General features: G+C 61.7%; 14 protein-coding genes. All 14 read right to left on the reverse strand.

All coding sequences use genetic code 11. The features are described from left to right. Position 1: 1 nt before the first annotated feature. A complete protein-coding gene (glmS, locus tag NZ746_11065; GenBank protein ID MCS6817902.1) occupies positions 2-1,867 on the reverse strand; it encodes a glutamine--fructose-6-phosphate transaminase (isomerizing) in 1,866 nt (621 codons plus the stop codon). A 105-nt stretch (positions 1,868-1,972) separates the two neighbouring features. Beyond that, complete coding sequence (locus NZ746_11070; GenBank protein ID MCS6817903.1) at positions 1,973-2,986, reverse strand: GDP-mannose 4,6-dehydratase; 1,014 nt, start codon at positions 2,984-2,986, stop codon at positions 1,973-1,975. 147 nt (positions 2,987-3,133) lie between these two features. Continuing rightward, entirely contained in the window at positions 3,134-4,360 is a 1,227-nt protein-coding gene (locus tag NZ746_11075) for a glycosyltransferase family 4 protein (GenBank protein MCS6817904.1), read from the reverse strand. After that, entirely contained in the window at positions 4,341-5,591 is a 1,251-nt protein-coding gene (locus NZ746_11080; protein MCS6817905.1) for a glycosyltransferase family 4 protein, read from the reverse strand. Before NZ746_11080 ends, NZ746_11075 begins: the two co-directional genes overlap by 20 nt. Further along, a complete protein-coding gene (locus NZ746_11085) occupies positions 5,572-6,543 on the reverse strand; it encodes a GDP-L-fucose synthase (GenBank protein MCS6817906.1) in 972 nt (323 codons plus the stop codon). Before NZ746_11085 ends, NZ746_11080 begins: the two co-directional genes overlap by 20 nt. Then, positions 6,524-8,278, reverse strand: coding sequence for a carbamoyltransferase (locus tag NZ746_11090; protein MCS6817907.1), 1,755 nt, complete (start codon positions 8,276-8,278; stop codon positions 6,524-6,526). The genes NZ746_11085 and NZ746_11090 overlap by 20 nt, the downstream gene beginning before the upstream one ends. Beyond that, positions 8,257-9,480 carry a glycosyltransferase gene (locus NZ746_11095; GenBank protein ID MCS6817908.1) on the reverse strand — a complete coding sequence of 408 codons (1,224 nt, stop codon included), beginning with the start codon at positions 9,478-9,480 and terminating at the stop codon, positions 8,257-8,259. Before NZ746_11095 ends, NZ746_11090 begins: the two co-directional genes overlap by 22 nt. Continuing rightward, entirely contained in the window at positions 9,468-10,631 is a 1,164-nt protein-coding gene (locus tag NZ746_11100; protein ID MCS6817909.1) for a glycosyltransferase family 4 protein, read from the reverse strand. Before NZ746_11100 ends, NZ746_11095 begins: the two co-directional genes overlap by 13 nt. 9 nt (positions 10,632-10,640) lie before the next feature. Next, on the reverse strand, positions 10,641-12,269 hold the full coding sequence (locus tag NZ746_11105; GenBank protein ID MCS6817910.1) for an O-antigen ligase family protein: 1,629 nt from the start codon (positions 12,267-12,269) through the stop codon (positions 10,641-10,643). Further along, positions 12,233-13,336 (reverse strand): glycosyltransferase, encoded by a 1,104-nt coding sequence (locus NZ746_11110; GenBank protein MCS6817911.1) that lies wholly within the window; start codon positions 13,334-13,336, stop codon positions 12,233-12,235. Before NZ746_11110 ends, NZ746_11105 begins: the two co-directional genes overlap by 37 nt. Beyond that, positions 13,333-14,841, reverse strand: coding sequence for an oligosaccharide flippase family protein (locus NZ746_11115; GenBank protein ID MCS6817912.1), 1,509 nt, complete (start codon positions 14,839-14,841; stop codon positions 13,333-13,335). Before NZ746_11115 ends, NZ746_11110 begins: the two co-directional genes overlap by 4 nt. A 24-nt stretch (positions 14,842-14,865) precedes the next feature. Continuing rightward, on the reverse strand, positions 14,866-15,804 hold the full coding sequence (locus tag NZ746_11120; protein MCS6817913.1) for an SDR family oxidoreductase: 939 nt from the start codon (positions 15,802-15,804) through the stop codon (positions 14,866-14,868). Positions 15,805-15,921: 117 nt separating this feature from the next. Further along, positions 15,922-17,319, reverse strand: a complete 1,398-nt coding sequence (locus NZ746_11125; protein MCS6817914.1) for an O-antigen ligase family protein — start codon at positions 17,317-17,319, stop codon at positions 15,922-15,924. Next, the coding region (locus NZ746_11130) for a hypothetical protein (protein ID MCS6817915.1) at positions 17,316-17,709 on the reverse strand (394 nt) is incomplete at its 5' end. The genes NZ746_11130 and NZ746_11125, both read right to left, overlap by 4 nt.

The raw sequence follows: 17,709 nt of genomic DNA on the forward strand, positions 1-17,709 counted from the left end.
TTCACTCCACAGTGACCGATTTGGCCAAGTTTCTCGGCTGATCCACGTCGCAGCCGCGCCGGACGGCGATCTGATAGGCGAGAAGCTGCAAGGGTAGGATTGCCAGAAGCGGCATCACCCATCGGGACGCAGCGGGGACCGTCAGCACCTCCGCTTCAGCATCTTCTCGACACGCCCGAAGGGCCTCCTCATCCATCTCCTGCACAATGGCGAGCGCTGGTGCCCCTCGGGCCCGTACCTCGAGCAAATTGGCGAATGTCTTCTCATAGAGCACCCGCCCCAGCTCCTCCCCTCGATCATAGGCCGCCAGCACCACGACTGGCACTTGGTCATCCAACAGTGCATTCGCCCCGTGTTTCATCTCTCCAGCCGCACACCCTTCGGCATGGATATAACTCAGCTCCTTCAGCTTCAACGCTCCTTCTAGCGCGATGGGATACAATAGGCCTCGCCCCAGATAGAGCGCATTCCTGGCTGCCGAAAAGCGTCGGGCCACAGTCTCGACCTCTCGCTCTCGCTCCAATACCCGTTCCATCCGAATCGGCAGACGAGCAAGCTCCTCAAGCACCTGCCGTACTTTTTCTGGAGAGAGCACGCCTCGCTCGCGCCCCAGCTTCAGGGCCAGAAGCACTAGCACGACGAGCTGCGTCGTGAACGTCTTGGTCGCGGCCACCCCGATCTCTGGGCCCGCTCGCGTGTAGAGAACCCCCTCGACCTCTTGCGTGATCGTCGAACCCAAGACGTTCGTCAGAGCAAACACTCGCACCCCCTGTTGCCGCGCCTCCCGCACCGCCCCTAACGTATCGGCTGTCTCCCCTGATTGCGTAATGGCCAGAAGCAGCGTCTTCTCCCGCAGCACCGGACGCCGGTATCGAAACTCGCTCGAAAGCTCTGCCTCCACGCGAATCCGCGCCGCTTCCTCCAGCAGATATTTCCCCACTAGACCCGCATGAAAGCTCGTCCCGCACGCCACGATGATGATCTCCTCGGCTTCCCTGAACGCCTCTTCGATCTCCTCTCCGAACGCGATCCCCCCCGACGCTGCATCTGCATATGCACTCATCGTCTCTCGCACCGCTCGCGGCTGCTCGTGAATCTCCTTGAGCATGAAATGGCGATATCCCCCTCGCTCCACCAAGATCGGATCCCACAGGATCGGCTGCACCCGCAGTGGACGCTCGTGACCCATGCTGTCCAGCACCTGCACCTTCTGTGGCGTCAAAAGCGCCAACTCCCCATCCTCCAGCACATGCATCCGCCGCGTGAAGGGCAAAAGGGCGGGAATATCCGAAGCCACCCAACACTCCCCTTCCCCTAAGCCCACTACCAGTGGCGCTCCTCGTCGCAAGGCCACAATCGTCCCCGGTTCTTGAGCCGAAATCAACGCCAGCGCGAAAACCCCTTGAAGCCGCTCAGCGGTCCGACGCACGGCTTCCCGAAGCGGGACCTCCCGCAGCTCTTCCTCAACCAAATGAACGATGACCTCCGTATCCGTCTCCGATCTGAAGCGATGGCCCCGTCCCTCCAATTCCCGTCGCACGGAGAGATAGTTCTCGATGATGCCGTTGTGCACAACGGCTACCCGACCCGTGCAATCTCGATGCGGATGGGCATTCTCCTCGCTCGGGCGCCCATGCGTCGCCCAACGCGTGTGCCCGATTCCCGAGGTTCCTTCCACCTGGTGGCCGCGCAACGCTTCTTCTAACCGATCCACCTTCCCCTGAGCTCGATAGACCTGGATCCGCCCTTCGGCATCGGACACAGCGATTCCTGCCGAATCGTATCCTCGATACTCCAATCGCTTCAACCCTTCCAGCAGAAGGATCGCCGCTGGGCGCGTTCCCGTGTAGCCGATGATCCCACACATCGTCCCGATGTCGAGAAGACATTCACCATAAGAGGGGGTCGGCTGAAGTGTCAAGCAAGAAGGCGAGTGGGGTCTCGCGCGACTATGAGGGAAGGCGCGCGGCGTTCAAACGCGCGATGGGGACATGGCGTGCGCGAGATCTCGCTTCAACGTGCCCTCGAACTGGCGATAGTAGGCGATCACCCGCCGCAAAATCTCTTCCAATCGAACGGCAGGCTGATACCCCATCAGCGCTCGAATCTTCGTCAGATCGGGCACGCGCCGCCGCATATCCTCGAAGCCATCGCCATAGGCGCGGTCGTAGGGGACGAAGATGATGGGAGAAGCACTTCCGGTCAGAGATTTCACTCGGTGGGCGACGTCAATGATCCGCACTTCTTCATCACTACCGACGTTGAAGATTTGACCGACGGCCCCCGGATGTTCGGCCAAGGCCACGAGCGCCCGCACCGTATCCCCCACCCAACAGAAGCTGCGCGTTTGCTGCCCATCTCCGTACACGGTGATGGGTTCCCCCCGTAAGGCCTGTCGGACGAACGTCGGGATGACCATCCCGTAGCGATCCGTCTGCCTCGGCCCGACCGTGTTGAACAAACGCGCGATCACAACTGGCACCTCGTGCTTCTGCCAATACGCTAAGGCGAGAAACTCCCCCAGAGCTTTCGAGCACGCGTATCCCCACCGAGAACGCCAAGGCGCCCCCAAGATCAAATCATCATCCTCGCGAAATGGCACCCGCGCGGCCTTGCCATATACCTCGCTCGTCGAGGTGAAGACCACCTTCTTCCTTTTCGGCGCGGACAACTCCAGAATAATTTCCGTCGCGCGCATGTTTGTCTCGATCGCCCGAACGGGATCCTCGACAACTAATTTCACTCCCACTACCGCCGCCAGGTGGAAGATCACATCCGCCCAGTCTACCAATGCTGCCATGAGCCGACGGTTCAAGACCGTGTCAATGACGCATTGGAACCGAGCTTCTGATCGCAACGGTTCAATATTCTCAATGCTCCCGGTCGAAAGATCATCAACGACGGTCACCGCATGACCTGCGCGCAGCAATTCTTCCGCCAAGTGAGAACCGATGAATCCTGCTCCTCCCGTGATCAAGTACCGCATATCCGCACGTTCTCCTCCGTCAAAAGGATGCAAAGATTAGCACACCTGTGAGGCGCTGGCAATCGGACATGCGCCGTATCTTTCTCCTGCTCGGGATCGCATTGGACCGAAGCATCATCTCCACTCGCTCTCCCTTCCGCTCACCGGTCAGCGGCACCGATGGCGATGGGCATCATCCCGCACGCGCTCGAAGATTCTCGCCAACTGATCTCGGATTTTCGCCGGATCATGGACAGCCAGATACCGCTGTCGCGCGTTCTCCTGAAATCGCCGGAGCAGATCGAGATTGGTGATCAAGGCCTCGAGCCGCTCGATCAATCCACGGACATCTTCGGGGGCGATGAGGAATCCCACCTCGGCATCCGGGAAAAGCTCCGGCATCGGATCGAAGTTCGAGATGACGATGGCGCACCGATGAGCCATCGCCTCGACGGGCGCGATACCGTATGTGTCCGCATGCGTGGGCGAGACGAAAAGGTCAGCTTCCCGCATCAGTTCGAATATTCGCTCATGAGACAGTGGGGGATGGATCCGAATTCCCCACGCCTCTGGCGGAACGTCTGTCCCGAGGAATCGCCGCCAAGTCTTCCTACCGAGAACGCGCGTCACGACATCGAGCCGAAGGGACGAATACTTTCGCCTCAATTCGCCATAGGCCCGCAGCAGCTCCGGTAATCCCTTGAGCACGGGGTCTAGCCCGACGAAAAGCAATCGAATGATTCCATCTCGCTGCGAAGGCTTCATCTCGGGGATCGTCGAAGGGACGAAGACGGGAACCGGAACGACGTGGACTTTCCCCTCCAGCTCCGGACACCATCGCAGAAGGGTTTGGGCTCCAGATTCCGTCGCGATCAACACGGCTTGCGCCCTAGGCCCAAGGACGCGATAGAGGAAGATGACGTCCTCGAGCGGCCACTGCCCGCGGCGCTCATAGTACGCCGCGGGGGCGATTCCCTGCGAACTCCAGATCACCGGAACGCGTGGGTGCGGAAAAGGAAAACAGATGTGCGAGAGGACGAGATCAGCCTGGCTCGCTACGGAGCGAGGGAGATAGAGGAGTCGCGCCATCAGCAAAAGGAGGCGCCGCGCGCCCGTTGGCTCCCACGGACGTGCGAGCTTATCGCACGCTTTTCGTAGAAAGGCTTGTGTCCGTCGCCTCCATGAAGAAGGGAGCATTCGGAAGACGAGACGCTCATCGCTGAGGCGCAGCCAGTTTTGATAGAACTTGATGTCTCCCCCGCGCCCCCGTAACTCCTCGGGCGTCGCGTTCAAGAGAACGCGTAACGAATCCTCCCTGGGCTTCGCCCGGGAGCTGGCGTTCTCTCCCGCGAGGCGCTGGAAGCCGACATGACGCTCAAGCTGAAGGACGGTCATGAGAGGATACCTCGCGATGAAGCGCGCGCAGCATGCGGTCATATCGGTTGACAGCACGAGATCGGTCGTAGAAGCGCAGCAGAGCCGCTCGACCATTTTGGCCCAGCCGCTCTCGTTGAGAACGATCGGTCAACAGCGCGCGCAAAGCTTCGGCCAAGGCATCGGGCTGTCCCGGTGAGACGATCACACCGCAGGCGTGCGCGCGAGCGATTCGAGCGACTTCGCTTCTGGAGCCGATGGCGGCGACGAAGGGCCGCCCGCTGGCCATGATTGCATAAACCTTGCTCGGCTCCACATACCCCTCCAAGCCCGGCTTCAGCAAAATCACCGACACGTCAGCCGAGGCGAGCGAATACCTCACGCGCTCTCTCGGTTGATACGGCAGGAAGAGGACATTCGTCAGCCGACGTGCGACCACTTCTTTCTGCAACCGCTGCTTGCTCGCTCCATCGCCGATGATGACGATCCGCACGCCGTCGGAGTCCTCCGAAGAGCGAAGCCGTTCGGCGCAGCGCAGCAGCGTCTCGAAATCCTGCACGAGTCCGACATTCCCCGAATGCAGGACGACGCGCGTTCGATCCAACCCATGCGCGCGGGCGAACGCATTTGTCCTCTCGCATGGGACGATCGCGCGTCCATCGGCCCAATTGGGGATCACGACGATGTTCTCCGCGGAGACGCCCTTCTCCAAAAGGCGTCGCCTCATGCCTTCGCTGATGGCGACGACGCGCGTCGCTCGACGAAGCGGCAGACTGATGAGAGCATTCATGAGGCGAATGATCCAAGGATGTCGCAGAATTCCCACGCGGACCGCGACTTCGGGATAAACGTCTTGCACGACGACGACCAGAGGTCGACGCCGCGCGAGTGCGATCACCCATCCGACGAGTGGGAGAAGTGGTGGATCGGTCCAGGTCATCACGACATCCGGACGACGCACGACCAATCCCGCAAGCAATGCCGAGCAGAGGAACGTCACATATGTGGCTGCGCGCGAGGCGAACGTCTTTCGAGAACCGTGCCACGTGTAGACGCGAAAGACGCGCACCCCATCAATGTCCTCTCGCGCGAAAAGCCCCCGGCGCTGCAGTTCCAAGGGATCGTAGGTCGGGAAGCCCGTGATCACCCGCACGTCATGCTCCCGCGCCAGGCTCGTGCACAGCTCCGTGAGCAATTGGCCGGTGGCTGCGACGTCCGGATAGAAGTACTGGTTAAGGACAAGCAGCCGCATACACTGGTGTCGGTACGACGCGATGCGCGCGATACCATGCGATCGTTCGCCTCAGGCCTTCCTGAAGCGGCGTCTTCGCTCGGAAGCCAAATTCGCGCTCGGCGCGGCTTGTATCCAGGCATCGGCGCGGCTGTCCATCCGGTTTCGACGTGTCCCAAATGACGCGTCCTTGAAATCCCGTCAGCCGCATGATCAGCTCGCACAATTCCCGGATCGTGATCTCCATGCCTGATCCGATATTCACCGGCTCAGGCTTATTGTACCGCTCCGTCGCCAACACGATGGCTTCCGCCGCATCCTCGACATAAAGGAATTCGCGCGAGGCATTTCCCGTCCCCCACACGACGATGTGATCCCGTCCCTCGTCCATCGCCTCGAAGCATTTCCGAATCAACGCTGGGATGACGTGCGACGTCTCGGGATCGAAATTATCGCGCGGTCCGTAGAGGTTCACCGGCAGGAGCGAGATCGCGTTGAACCCATACTGCTGTCGGTACGCCTGCGCCTGTACGATCAGCATCTTCTTGGCCAACCCATAGGCGGCGTTCGTCTCCTCCGGATACCCGTTCCACAAATCCTCCTCGCGGAAGGGGACGGACGTGTGCTTCGGATACGAGCACACGGTCCCGATGACGACGAACTTCTCGACGCCGAAACGTCGCGCTTGCTCCATCAATTGCAGTCCCATGATGGCGTTCTCGTAAAAGAAGCGACCGGGCTGGCGCTGATTCGCGCCGATGCCGCCCACGCGCGCCGCCAAATGGATGATGATGTCCGGGACCGTATCGGCGAGCAGCCTCACGATATCCGCTTTCTCGCGGAGATCGTAGACCGCACTGCGCGGGACGAAGACGAACCGACAGCCGCGCTCCCGCAATTTCTCCACGACGTATGATCCGAGAAATCCGGCTCCACCTGTGACAACCACGCGCTTATCCCTCCAGAACGACATCGCCGTCCTCCTTCACGACAAGATAGGGTCCGATGGCGAGCAGGTCCATCTGCGTCCGCTGGAAACACCGAATGGCTTCCTCAGGATGACACACGATCGGCTCGTTCTCGTTGAAGGACGTGTTGATGAGCACCGGCACTCCGGTGAGGCTTCCGAAGCGCACGAGGATCTCCCAAAAGAGGGGATTGACAGCGCGAGAGACCGTTTGTACGCGCCCCGTCCCATCCACGTGGAGCGCGGCTGGAATGAGCGCGCGTTTTTCGGGCCGCGCGGGATAGGCCATGAGCATGAACGGCGAGGGATGCGTCTGCTCGAAATATTCCCCCACGGCCTCCTCCACGATGGAGGGGGCGAAGGGGCGAAACGGCTCTCGATTTTTGACGCGGCGGTTGAGGAGGTCCTTCATCTCCGGGCGACGTGGATCAGCGAGAATACTGCGATTCCCGAGAGCGCGAGGACCGAACTCCATGCGGCCTTGAAAGAGGCCCACGATCTTCCCCTCGGCCAAAGCTCGTGCGACTGTCTGGACCATCTCCTCGGAGGAGAGGCGCCGCGCCGGCAGATCGTAGCGATGAAGGGTCTCTCGAATCTCCGATTCGGACCATTCGGGCCCCCAATAAGCGTGCTCCATCGTGAAGGCGCGGGGACGCTTCAAGTGTTCGTGCCACACGAAGAAGGCCGCTCCAATGCTCGTCCCCGCGTCCGAGGCCGCTGGTTGAATATACACGCGCTCAAAGGGCGTCTGCTGGAGAATCTTCCCATTGACGACGCAATTCAAGGCCACGCCCCCGGCCAAACACACGGCCTTCACGCGCGTGCGTTCGTAGAGCCGCACAAGCAACGCGAGCATGACTTCCTCCAAAACGGCTTGCAACGAAGCCGCGATCTGCTCCTGTCGAGGCTCGATCGGAGCTCCTGGCTCGCGCGGCGGTCCGAGCGCATGCACTAACTTCGAGGAATAGAGGGGACCGAGCACGGGCGCGCCTTCGTCCCACGTCATCGAGACGCCTTCCACGTGATGGATGAAATGCGAGAGATCGAGGCGAAAGCCGAGGTCGCCGTCCACGCGCACGATCTGGCGAAAGAAATCAAGATATGTCGGTTCGCCGTACGCGGACAGCCCCATCACTTTGTACTCATCGCCGTAATGAGGGAATCCGAGGTATTGCGTCACGGCTGTGTAAAGGATCCCCAGCGAATGCGGGAACGGCACGACGCCCATGATCCGCATCCGCGATCCGCGCCCGATCCCCCACATCGTGCTCACGAAATCGCCCATGCCATCTACTGAGAGGAGAGCTGCTTCGTCAAATCCCGAGACGAAGAAGGCGCTCGCCAAATGGGCGCGATGATGTTCGACGTAATGCACCTCGGCCCGAAGGTCCCGCGGATCGACGCCGAGCCCATGGGCGAGCGTCGCCTTCACGTCCCGGAGACGAATGGCGTTCTTCACGCGATCGCCGATTCGATCCAAACGCGGCCTGTGAGTGAGCGCCGCCCAGAGTTTTCGATGGAGACGCGCGCGAGGATTCCGCGAGATGGCGATGTGGGTAATCTCCCGGGGGGTAATTCCGGCGGCCTTCAAGCAATAGGCGATCGCCTGATGCGGAAATCCCGCAATATGCTTCACGCGCGCGAAGCGCTCCTCTTCGGCCGCGGCTACCAATTGTCCATCCACGACGAGCGCGGCCGAGGCATCGCCGTGGTAAGCGTTCACCCCCAAGATGACAGCCATCGAGCATCCCTCCCCTCTTCCAGCGGGGCTGGTTCCATCGGCTTCCGGCGGATGACGTCGGTATAGAGGCGCTCCAGTTGCTCTATTGGTGCCTCCCACGAAAGCTCTTCGCGTGACCGAAGCGCTCGTTCGGCAAACTGTCGTCGCAACGCTTCATCTTGCAGCATGCGCCGCAAGGCGCTCTTCAAGGATTCCTTCTCTGGCTCGATCACGAGCCCGGTGCGTCCTTCAACCAGAGAGGCCACTCCACACCGATTCGTCACGATGACGGGCGTACCGCAGACGAGCGCTTCGGCGACCACGTTCCCGAAGTTCTCGTGCATCGAGGGCAAGACGAGCACATCAGCGTCCACGAGCGCGCTCACGCGTTCGCGACCGTACAGCGGTTCGAGGACGTGAACGGAATTTCGAATTTCCATCCGCGCGATCGTCCGTTCGATCGCCGCGCGCGTCCCGTCCCCATCATCCGGACCGATGATCAAGAGCCGCGCGTTGGGCAACTGCACTTCGGCGAAGGCTTCGATCAAAAGGGGAACGTTCTTCTTCACGGCGAGCCGCCCGAGGTAAAGGACCACGCGCTCATCCTCTCCGATCCCCAAATGCGCGCGAAACATCCCGCGCGGCGGCAGCGGATCGAATTCTGAGAGATCGAGTCCATTTCGGCGCACGACGATCTTCTCTCGAGGGATCCCCCAGGCGATGGCCTCTTCGGCTTCCTGCGCGGCAGTCGCGATGACGCGAGCCGCATGCGTGAGCAGGGTGCGCCCGAAGAGCCGATCGTACATCCGCTTCTTCCATAAGCTCCGCCCGACCGGCAGAAGCATCCCCATCGGCTCGACGATATACGGGAGACCGCGCCGTCGAGCCGCCCAACAGACGATGGTCGAGAGGAAATCCCGCACGCCGTAGACGTGGATGAGGTCGAATTGCTCCAGCTCGCTCAGGTACCGGAGGACATCCGGTTGCACGCCGTCCCATCGGTATCGCACGACCGTGTGGAAGTACACGATACGCACCCCCTCCTCCTCGGCCACGAGTGTGCGGTCCGACAATCGGCGCCTGGCATCGAGCAAGTTCGAAGCATAGACGGTCACCGCATGCCCGCGGCGCACTAACGCGCGAGCGATATGCGAGACGGTTTGGCTCATGCCGCCACCAGCCAAAGCAGGAGGGAAACACCGCGTGATCTTCAAAATCCGCATCGTCGTCGCGCGGGCAGATGCTCGCTTGATCCTTCGAGACGCTCCCGCCGGGGCGCCAGGAGCCCAAGCTCGCTCAAGATCATCGCGAGGTTTTGCCGAAATCGTCCGGGCGTAAACTCGCGCCATGCGCGCTCGCGCGCCCACGCGCCGAGCATCAACCGTCGGCTCTCATCGCGCAAAAGCTCGAGCACGGCGCGCGCGATCTCCGCCGGATCGGAGGGATCGACGAGCAGTCCCGTCACCCCATTGAGGACGGCTTCGGCGCTCCCCCCTTCGCGACCGGCGATCGCCGGTTTGCCGAAAGCAGCGGCCTCGAGATAGACGATTCCGAAGCCCTCTCCTTCGCAGGGATCCATCAGCCGCACCCGACTCGGCATCACGAACAGATCGCAACTGCGGTAATACGCCGGAAGCCAAGCGTCATCCACGTCGCCGGCGAAATGCACGGTATTCTCCAGCCGCCACTCGCGCGCCAACTGCTCCAATCGCGAGCGATCGTCCCCATCGCCGACGATCACGTAGGCGACTTCCGGTACAACCTCTCGAACGTGCGCGAGCGCGCGGATCACCATGTCGCAGCCTTTATAGCGCCCCCTTCGCGTCAGGCGACCGACCGTGAGCAATACGCGTTTGCCGCGAAGCCCGTGACGCTCGATCACGTGCTCTGGAGAGCTGGGCGAGTGCAGGAGTCTCGGATCGAGCGCCGGCGGAAGGAGCCGAATTCTCGCCGCGCTCACCCCATGCCGATCCCGAAGCCGATCGGCCGTGAACCGACTGACACTGAGGATCGCCGTCGCTTCGCGAAGCGCATACGAAGGCGCCGTTCCCCACACTTCATCTCCGTGGGCGAGGACGATGTACGGAATGCCGAACGTCAGCTTCATCAAAGCCGCGACGGGAGCGATCCCCACATGTGTGCACACGACCGCCGCAGGTCGAAATCGTCCTCCATCGAGGAGCGCGGAGAAGGCGAAGGCTCCTTTCTCCCGCATCCCGGGTGGAAAAGCGCTCTTCCAGAGAAAGCGCACGCGCACGGCCTCCGGCCCGAACAGCTCGCGAAGGCTTTCCAAGAGAAGATGGGTGTACCGCTGAATCCCTCCGCGCGTATGCGCGTCCGTGGCGAGCACGAGGATTCGAGATGTTGTCCTCATCGCCGCTCCTCACTCCGTCGGCGCATCAGGAGCCGCTTCCGCAGCGAGCTTCGGCAATCGAAAGAGCAAACCGCACAGGAACCAATGGTAGGCGTTGTTCACGTAGTTCTGATACACGGGCAGCCCCAGAAAGAAATAGGGGAAGTGCAGCAGCCCCAGAAAGAGCACGAGCGCTATCGCGAGCCCGAAGAAGCGAGAGCCCTCGAGCCGCCGCGCCGTGCGCGCGGCCGTGAAAACCAGAACTGTCGTCCACCACAGCCAGAATGCGATGCCGACCCATCCCCACTCCCAGATGACCGAAGCGTATCCTCCCTCGACGCGGTAAATGGATCCCGTCTCCCCGTGATAGAAGTAGTCCAGGCCGTACAGATACTGCAGGCCGAGCGAAGCCGTACCCGTGCCATGTCCGAAGATGCGAGATTCTTGCAGGGCGAAGAGGATATCGCGCCAATAGACGCCCGGACGCCAGGTCACTTCCGTTTCCCGAGCCATGGGCGAGAGCGTCTCGGCACAGAACCGATAGAGGGCGATGAGGTGCTCTGGATGAATCAGGGCGAGTCCCACCAGCGCTAGGACGATTCCTCCGCTGATCTTCCCGATGGGAAAGGAGGGCTTTCGAAATCGGGCGATCCACGCAGTGAGCTGATCTCGCCCAACCCTCACGGCGAGGAGCAAGAGCGCAACGCCAACAAGCAGAAGTGCTGCGCGCTGCGCGCTCACGATGAGTCCCGCTCCGATGAGCGCGAATGCGAGCCACAAGATCCGTTCTTGGCGACGACGCGCAGAAAGCACGGAGCGCATGAGCGCGCGAATCTTTCGCGTCGGCTCTTCCCTCAACGCTCGCCTCTCGTCGCGCTGCAGGCTTTGCCAATACGAGAGCGCTCCCAATCCGAGGAAGAACAGGATGAACAGATATTGCGCGAACCGTCCGGCATCCACGAAGACCGACGTCGGCCGGGGGATGAACATCTGACTCTCCGGAGCGATGCGGATCAATGCCAGCCGGAGTCCGGGGACGAACCCTTCCGGGTTCAAAAAATCCAGTCCGATCAGGGCTTGGAGCACGCCGAGCATCGCGACTATCCCACCGAGGACGAGGGCGAATAGCAGGAAGCGACGCAATCGCTCCTCGGAGTCGAAGTATGCGTAGCCGAGATACAGCAGGGGAATGTAGAGGAAGTGCATTCGCATCCCGATGATCGGAATCAGCGGATGCTCGATCTGCGGATTGAAACATTCGGCCACAGCCAGCGCGACCAGGGCGACTAGCGGCGTGCGAATCGGATTTTGGAACTCTCCGGTGCGCCGGTTCATCACGCGGGCGAAGAGGAAGCTCGCATAAGTCAGCACGATCAGCGCGTCCTTGGCTCCATAGAGGACGATGCGATTGCCGAGGTACTTGCGGATCAAATCCTCCACGACGATCCAGGCGAAGAAGCTCAGAATACCGAATCGCCAATTCCGCAAAATCAGAAGTCCTACGGCCCCGGCTCCGGCGAAGACGATGGCGACGACCATCGTTCGCCAATCGGCTTGAAGCAAAAGATGCGCCAAACCGAAACCGGCGAACACGGCGACGGCGAAGGCCATCGCCGAAGCTCTCAGCACGAAGTTTTGATGAGGCGTCGCCCGGTACATGCTGCGTTTCCGTCATCGGAACGGCGCAACGCTCGTCGCGCTTGCCAATAGGTCCGCAGGCCCTGCCATTTCCCCGCCAGGGAAAGACGGAGTTGCTCGCCCCATGATTGGCGAGGAGTGCGCATGGCTTCCCACAAGGCCGTCAATAGCCCCAGCGACCGACGCTCCCCTCGCACGAAGAAGTAGAGGAGGAAGGCGAGTTTCCCGAGCCAGGGGAGATGCTTCAGCATGAGGTATGTGTGGTTGTGGCTATAGCTGTAGATGAGCTGTTTGAGATCTCCGCGCGCTTCCTCCGGAATGGCGCGCGGCGCTTCGAAATGACGCACACGACATTCGGGATCGAAGAGGATGCGGTATCCGAGCCGTCGCACTTGAAGCGCGATATCCAGCTCGAACTGAACGCCATAGCCGATGAAGCGGGGATCTACCTCGATGCGCTCGAGGATCTCTCGCCGAATGACGGCGTTGGCTCCCTGGAATCCAGCGACCGATCTCAAGACATGCGTCTCCTCCGGCCGCTCAAATCCTCCGACATATCGGCCGTACCAAGAGAGGACTCCCACGCGCTTCGGCGCAGGCAAGTCCACAGGATGGCCATTTTTGTACGGGATGATCCGACCGGCGACGATCCCCACAGTCGGATCGACGAAATGACGGCTTCCGCGCTCGATCCACTCCGGCTCAGCCTCCGCATCGTCGTCGGTGACGAAGACCAGCTCGACATCCGTACGAGCGCGCAGCGCCTCGATTCCTCGCTTGAAAGCCCACACCGGACCAGGGAGAGCAACGCTCACCGCGTGGATCTCGACGGGCGATCCCAGGAGGTCTCGAATCCCATCGGATCGGCCCGTCGGTGAAGCTCCTTCTCGCCGTTCGGCGATCGCCTCTTGGAATCGTCGTACGACGGCGTGGGATGCCTCATCATCGTCACGCACGACAACGACGATGCACCGCGGGCGATGCGTTTGATGAAGGAGGGAGCGCAAGCATCGCTCCAAATAGGCCGGCCGACGATAGGTCGGGACGAGCACCGCCGCCTCCGGACGCGCTTGCTGCCCTTCGTTCATCGCAGGTGAGCGTTGCGAGGCATCACGGACGAAAGGACCTTCGCTAAACTCCACCATCGCGCCCACAGATTTCGAACGAACTCTCGGAAGATGTTGCTCCACCACCAGAGCGCGAACACGTAGATCGCTGCTCCCAATGCTGTCGCAGCGAGCAGCGCCGGCAAATCCGTCACTCGCGGACTGATTTCGTACAAGAGGCCCCCCACGATTCCACCGACAAACACCGGTTTTCCGAGAGCCTCCCAGAAGCGCACGCGCTCAGCGCGCGCGGACGACCGCAACTGCTGCACAAGCCAGAAGGTGGGAGCCCAAACGGCGAATGCGGAAGCCGCCGCGATGCCATAAAACCCCCAGTGCGATGCCAGCACGACAGCCACTCCCATTTCAAGCACCGACCACGCTGCGACGCTCCGCGAAGCGATGGAGAACAACCCCATCCCGTTCGCAAAGAAGACGAAAAGCCCGAGCAGCGCGCTGCCGATCATGCGGATCCCAAAGAGATAGAGCGCCGGAAGAGCGGGCATCCATTTCTCCGTGTAGATCACGGTGATCACAGGCTGAGCCAGGCCCAGGAGCAGCGCGAGCAAAACCGTCATCAGACTCGTGAGCGCGAATGTCATCCCCTCGATGACTCGGCCTATGGACGGCGAGCGCTCCTCCTGCGATTCGGATAATCGAGCCACCAGCGAGAACCCCACGCGCATGAGAGCGGCGGCGAAGACGTGATAGCCTGCGTAGGTGAGGTTCCGGGCCCACACGAGATATCCCACGGCCGTCGTGCCGAAAATCGGCCCGGCGATCAACGGCGGCGTGTGCTCGCGAAGGAACCCAAAGAAGTCCGTGCGTTGGCACGGAAATCCACTTCGCCACAACGCGACAAGTGATTCGCGCTCGATGCCGACGCTTATGGGCCAACGCGCCAAGCTCGCGCTCAAGAGCGTTCGTCCAAGGCTCGCCGCGAACGTTCCCCCCACCAAACTCCAGAGGCCGAATCCCTTCCACGCCAAGCTCACAGCCACTCCGGCATACAGCACTCCGCCCACAATTGAGATCGCGCTGAGCGCTCCATACGCCATTCGCCGCTCCAAGACGACGTTGGAGAGACGCTCCACCGGAGCCATCATCACCATCGGCACTCCTAACCACGCGAGCGCGCGAGTGAAATCCCCCCCGAGATCGAAAATGCGCGCTAAAGAAGAGGCGAGCGCAAGGAGCAGGAGCGACAAACCGGCAGCGCCCATGAATTGAAGCGTGAACGAAGTGCGCCACTCGTTCTCCTCCACGGCGGCGGGCCGCTGGACGAGCACGGTCCCCTGACCGAACTCGCTCAGGACGTGCGCGAGCGAGACGACGAACATCAGAACGGCAAACGTCCCAAACTCCGTCGGCCCCAATCTTCGCGCCAGGAACACACTGCTCGCCAATTGAATGGCGAGCAATGCCATCTGCCCCACAGCGAGGGCGATGGCGCCTATGACGGCCTTTTCGGTGAGAGAGGAGCGCATGCGGACCGAGAGCGCGCGGCTCGTTCACTTCCAGCGCTCAGCGAAGAATTCCACGGTCCGACGCAATCCCTCTTCGAAGGAGACCAGCGGCCGATAGCCGAGCCCGGCTTCGGCCTTGCTCATATCCGCCTGCGTATGGCGCACGTCCCCTTTCCGAGGAGGGGTATGACGCGCCGGGAGCGATCGGCCGAAAATTCTCTCCAAATGGGCTTTCACCTCGAGCACAGAATACCGCTGCCCGCATCCGATGTTGAACACTTCGCCGGCGATGCCAGGCTGTGTCGCCGCGCACACGTTCGCTTCCACGACATTCTCCACATACGTGAAATCTCGCGACTGAAGCCCATCTCCATGGATCTCCAACGGCTCTCCGCGCAGGGCAGCGAGGATGAAGCGCGGGATCACGGCCGCGTACTCCGATCGAGGGTCTTGCCGCGGTCCGAAGACGTTGAAATATCGGAGGCTCACGGTCTCCATCCCATAGAGCCTCGTGAAGACCGCGCAGTATTGCTCGCCGGCGAGTTTGGAGACGGCATACGGAGAGACCGGACGCGGCGGTTGCGATTCGCGAAGCGGCAGTTCCGAAGTCTCACCATACACAGAAGAAGACGAAGCGAAGACGACGCGTCGCACTCCCGCTTCGCGGGCCGCCTGCAAGAGGTTCACTGTGCCGAGCACGTTCACCGCCGTCGTCGCCATCGGATCCTCGACCGAACGCGGGACCGATCGCAGCGCCGCCTGATGCAGGACGTAATCCACACCGACGACGGCGCGACGCACGACTTCCGGATCGCGCACATCCCCTTCGAGGAACTCGATCCGATCCCACACGGCGGCCAGATTCTCTCGCCGCCCTTCGGAGAGATCGTCGAGCACGCGCACTCGATGGCCCAGAGCGACTAAGCGCTCGACTACATGCGATCCGATGAATCCCGCTCCTCCCGTGACCAAATACGTCGCCATAGGGGGTATCCTACATGGGCGCCTCTCTTCGGAACAAGGGACGCGCGCGAGACGCGCGCAGGCTACCGCCGTTTCGGCCAGCGGCCGATCTCTCCCACGTTCGATTTGCTCCGATCATCACTCGCGACCGAGGCGCAGAAGCACGGCCACTAAACTCAGGAAGACAAGCGCATTCGCCGTGATCTGCAACCCGAAGTCCACGAGACTGTGGATCAAACCTGCCGCGATCCCCGCGCTCGTTCCCACGGCCAAGCTCCATTGACGCGTCCCGGCCGTGAGCGAGAGCGAACGCCGCATGGTCCGAATCAAAAAGGCGAGGAATCCGATCCCGATGATTCCTCCCGCGACTCCCGTCTCGGCCAGAAGCTGCAGATAGTCGTTATGCGCTTCCGCCGTGTATCGCAGTCCGGGGCTCGAGTCATAGTGCGGATACATCGTCGCGAACGCGCCGAGACCGATGCCGAAGATCGGATGGTCGGCGATCATCCGAAGCGTCGCGCGCCAAATCTCGCTCCGAACGACGAACGCGTCGTCGCGAAAGCGTTCGATCAAACGTTCGCCGAGCCTCTCACCGCCTACTCCGATCCCGAGGCCAATCGCCAGACTGAGGATCAAACACGCGCGCCCGAGAGTTCGGCGAAGCTTCCCCTCACCTCCCCACCACTTTATCGCGAGAGGGACAGCGAGGCCCAACAGGAGAAGGAGCGCAAGACCAGCGCGAGAAGCCGCCACGCCAACGGCCGCTGCCATCACCGCGATGGCCAGCATGAGCGGCAATCGTTCGCTGCGCCGACCGATGCCCTCCGCGAGCACGTGCGCCAACCCGATCGGCAGGAGCATCGCGATGAACGTCGAGAAATGGGCGCGATTGGCATAGGGCCCGAAGGACGGTGAATCGGATGCGAAATCCCACAGGATCGGTCCCGCCGAAGAGAGCGCGTTCACCATTCCGAGGAAAGCGAGCACGGCGCCATTGCTGAGAAGCGCGAGCACAAGCGCGCGCACTCGCGCAGGAGAATTCACACTGAGCGTCACCAGGAAGAAATACCCCAGCACGAGCGCGAGCTTCGCCACGGCCGCCGCCGTCGCCGCCGGATCGCGCGTGAGCCGATTCCAGGCGAGCACGCCTCCTTCGGGCAGCGGGACGCGCTCGATCGACAGGGGCAAGGGCAGGAGTTGAAGGACGGCGAGACCGAAAAAGAGCGCCATCCACGTATGTCCTCTTGACCACGCCCATCGCCCCAGGCCCGAGAACGCGGGAGTCGCCAGCCACAGCAGAAGGAGCCCTGCTACTCCCCATCCGAGCAGCAGGAGCGCGCCCGCGTGATCGGAACCGTACGGCCAAGGAGCTAGAAGCACGAGCGCGAGCACGCCTCCAAAGAGCACTCGATCGCACACACGCGCCTTGAGCGAACGGAATCCCACGCATTCGCCATCAGCGATGGTGACTTCTCTCCACGCGAGCGCATCGCGCTCGGCGATGGGCAGCTCATGATGTCGCGTGGCGGATGTCACGATCCTTTCTCCGCTTCGATCGGTCGAATCGCGAAGGCATCAAACCAAATGTGACCTTTCACGAAATCAGCGAGCGACGCGGCTGGCTCCCGTCGCAGCCGCAAGAGAACGAGCGACGTCGTCGGCGACGTCTGGAAAATCTCGCACACGGACGTCCATAGGGTGCGATTCGCCTCCGGTGGCATCTTCCAGCGGAGGAGCACGCGGTCTTCCTGCGGCACGCCTCGCGGAGCCTCGATGATCTCCACGAGCATGCGCGGATCCCCACGGAGATCGGCCCTATAGGCGAAGCACAATTCGTACGTCATCGCCGGATGCAGGAGCACAAGCTGTCCAATCCCGGAGAAGCGAACGCCCTCATGCCGCACGAACTGGAGGCGGAGTGCCCGC

It is taken from the genome of Blastocatellia bacterium (assembly GCA_025055075.1).
Classification (GTDB): domain Bacteria; phylum Acidobacteriota; class Blastocatellia; order HR10; family HR10; genus HR10.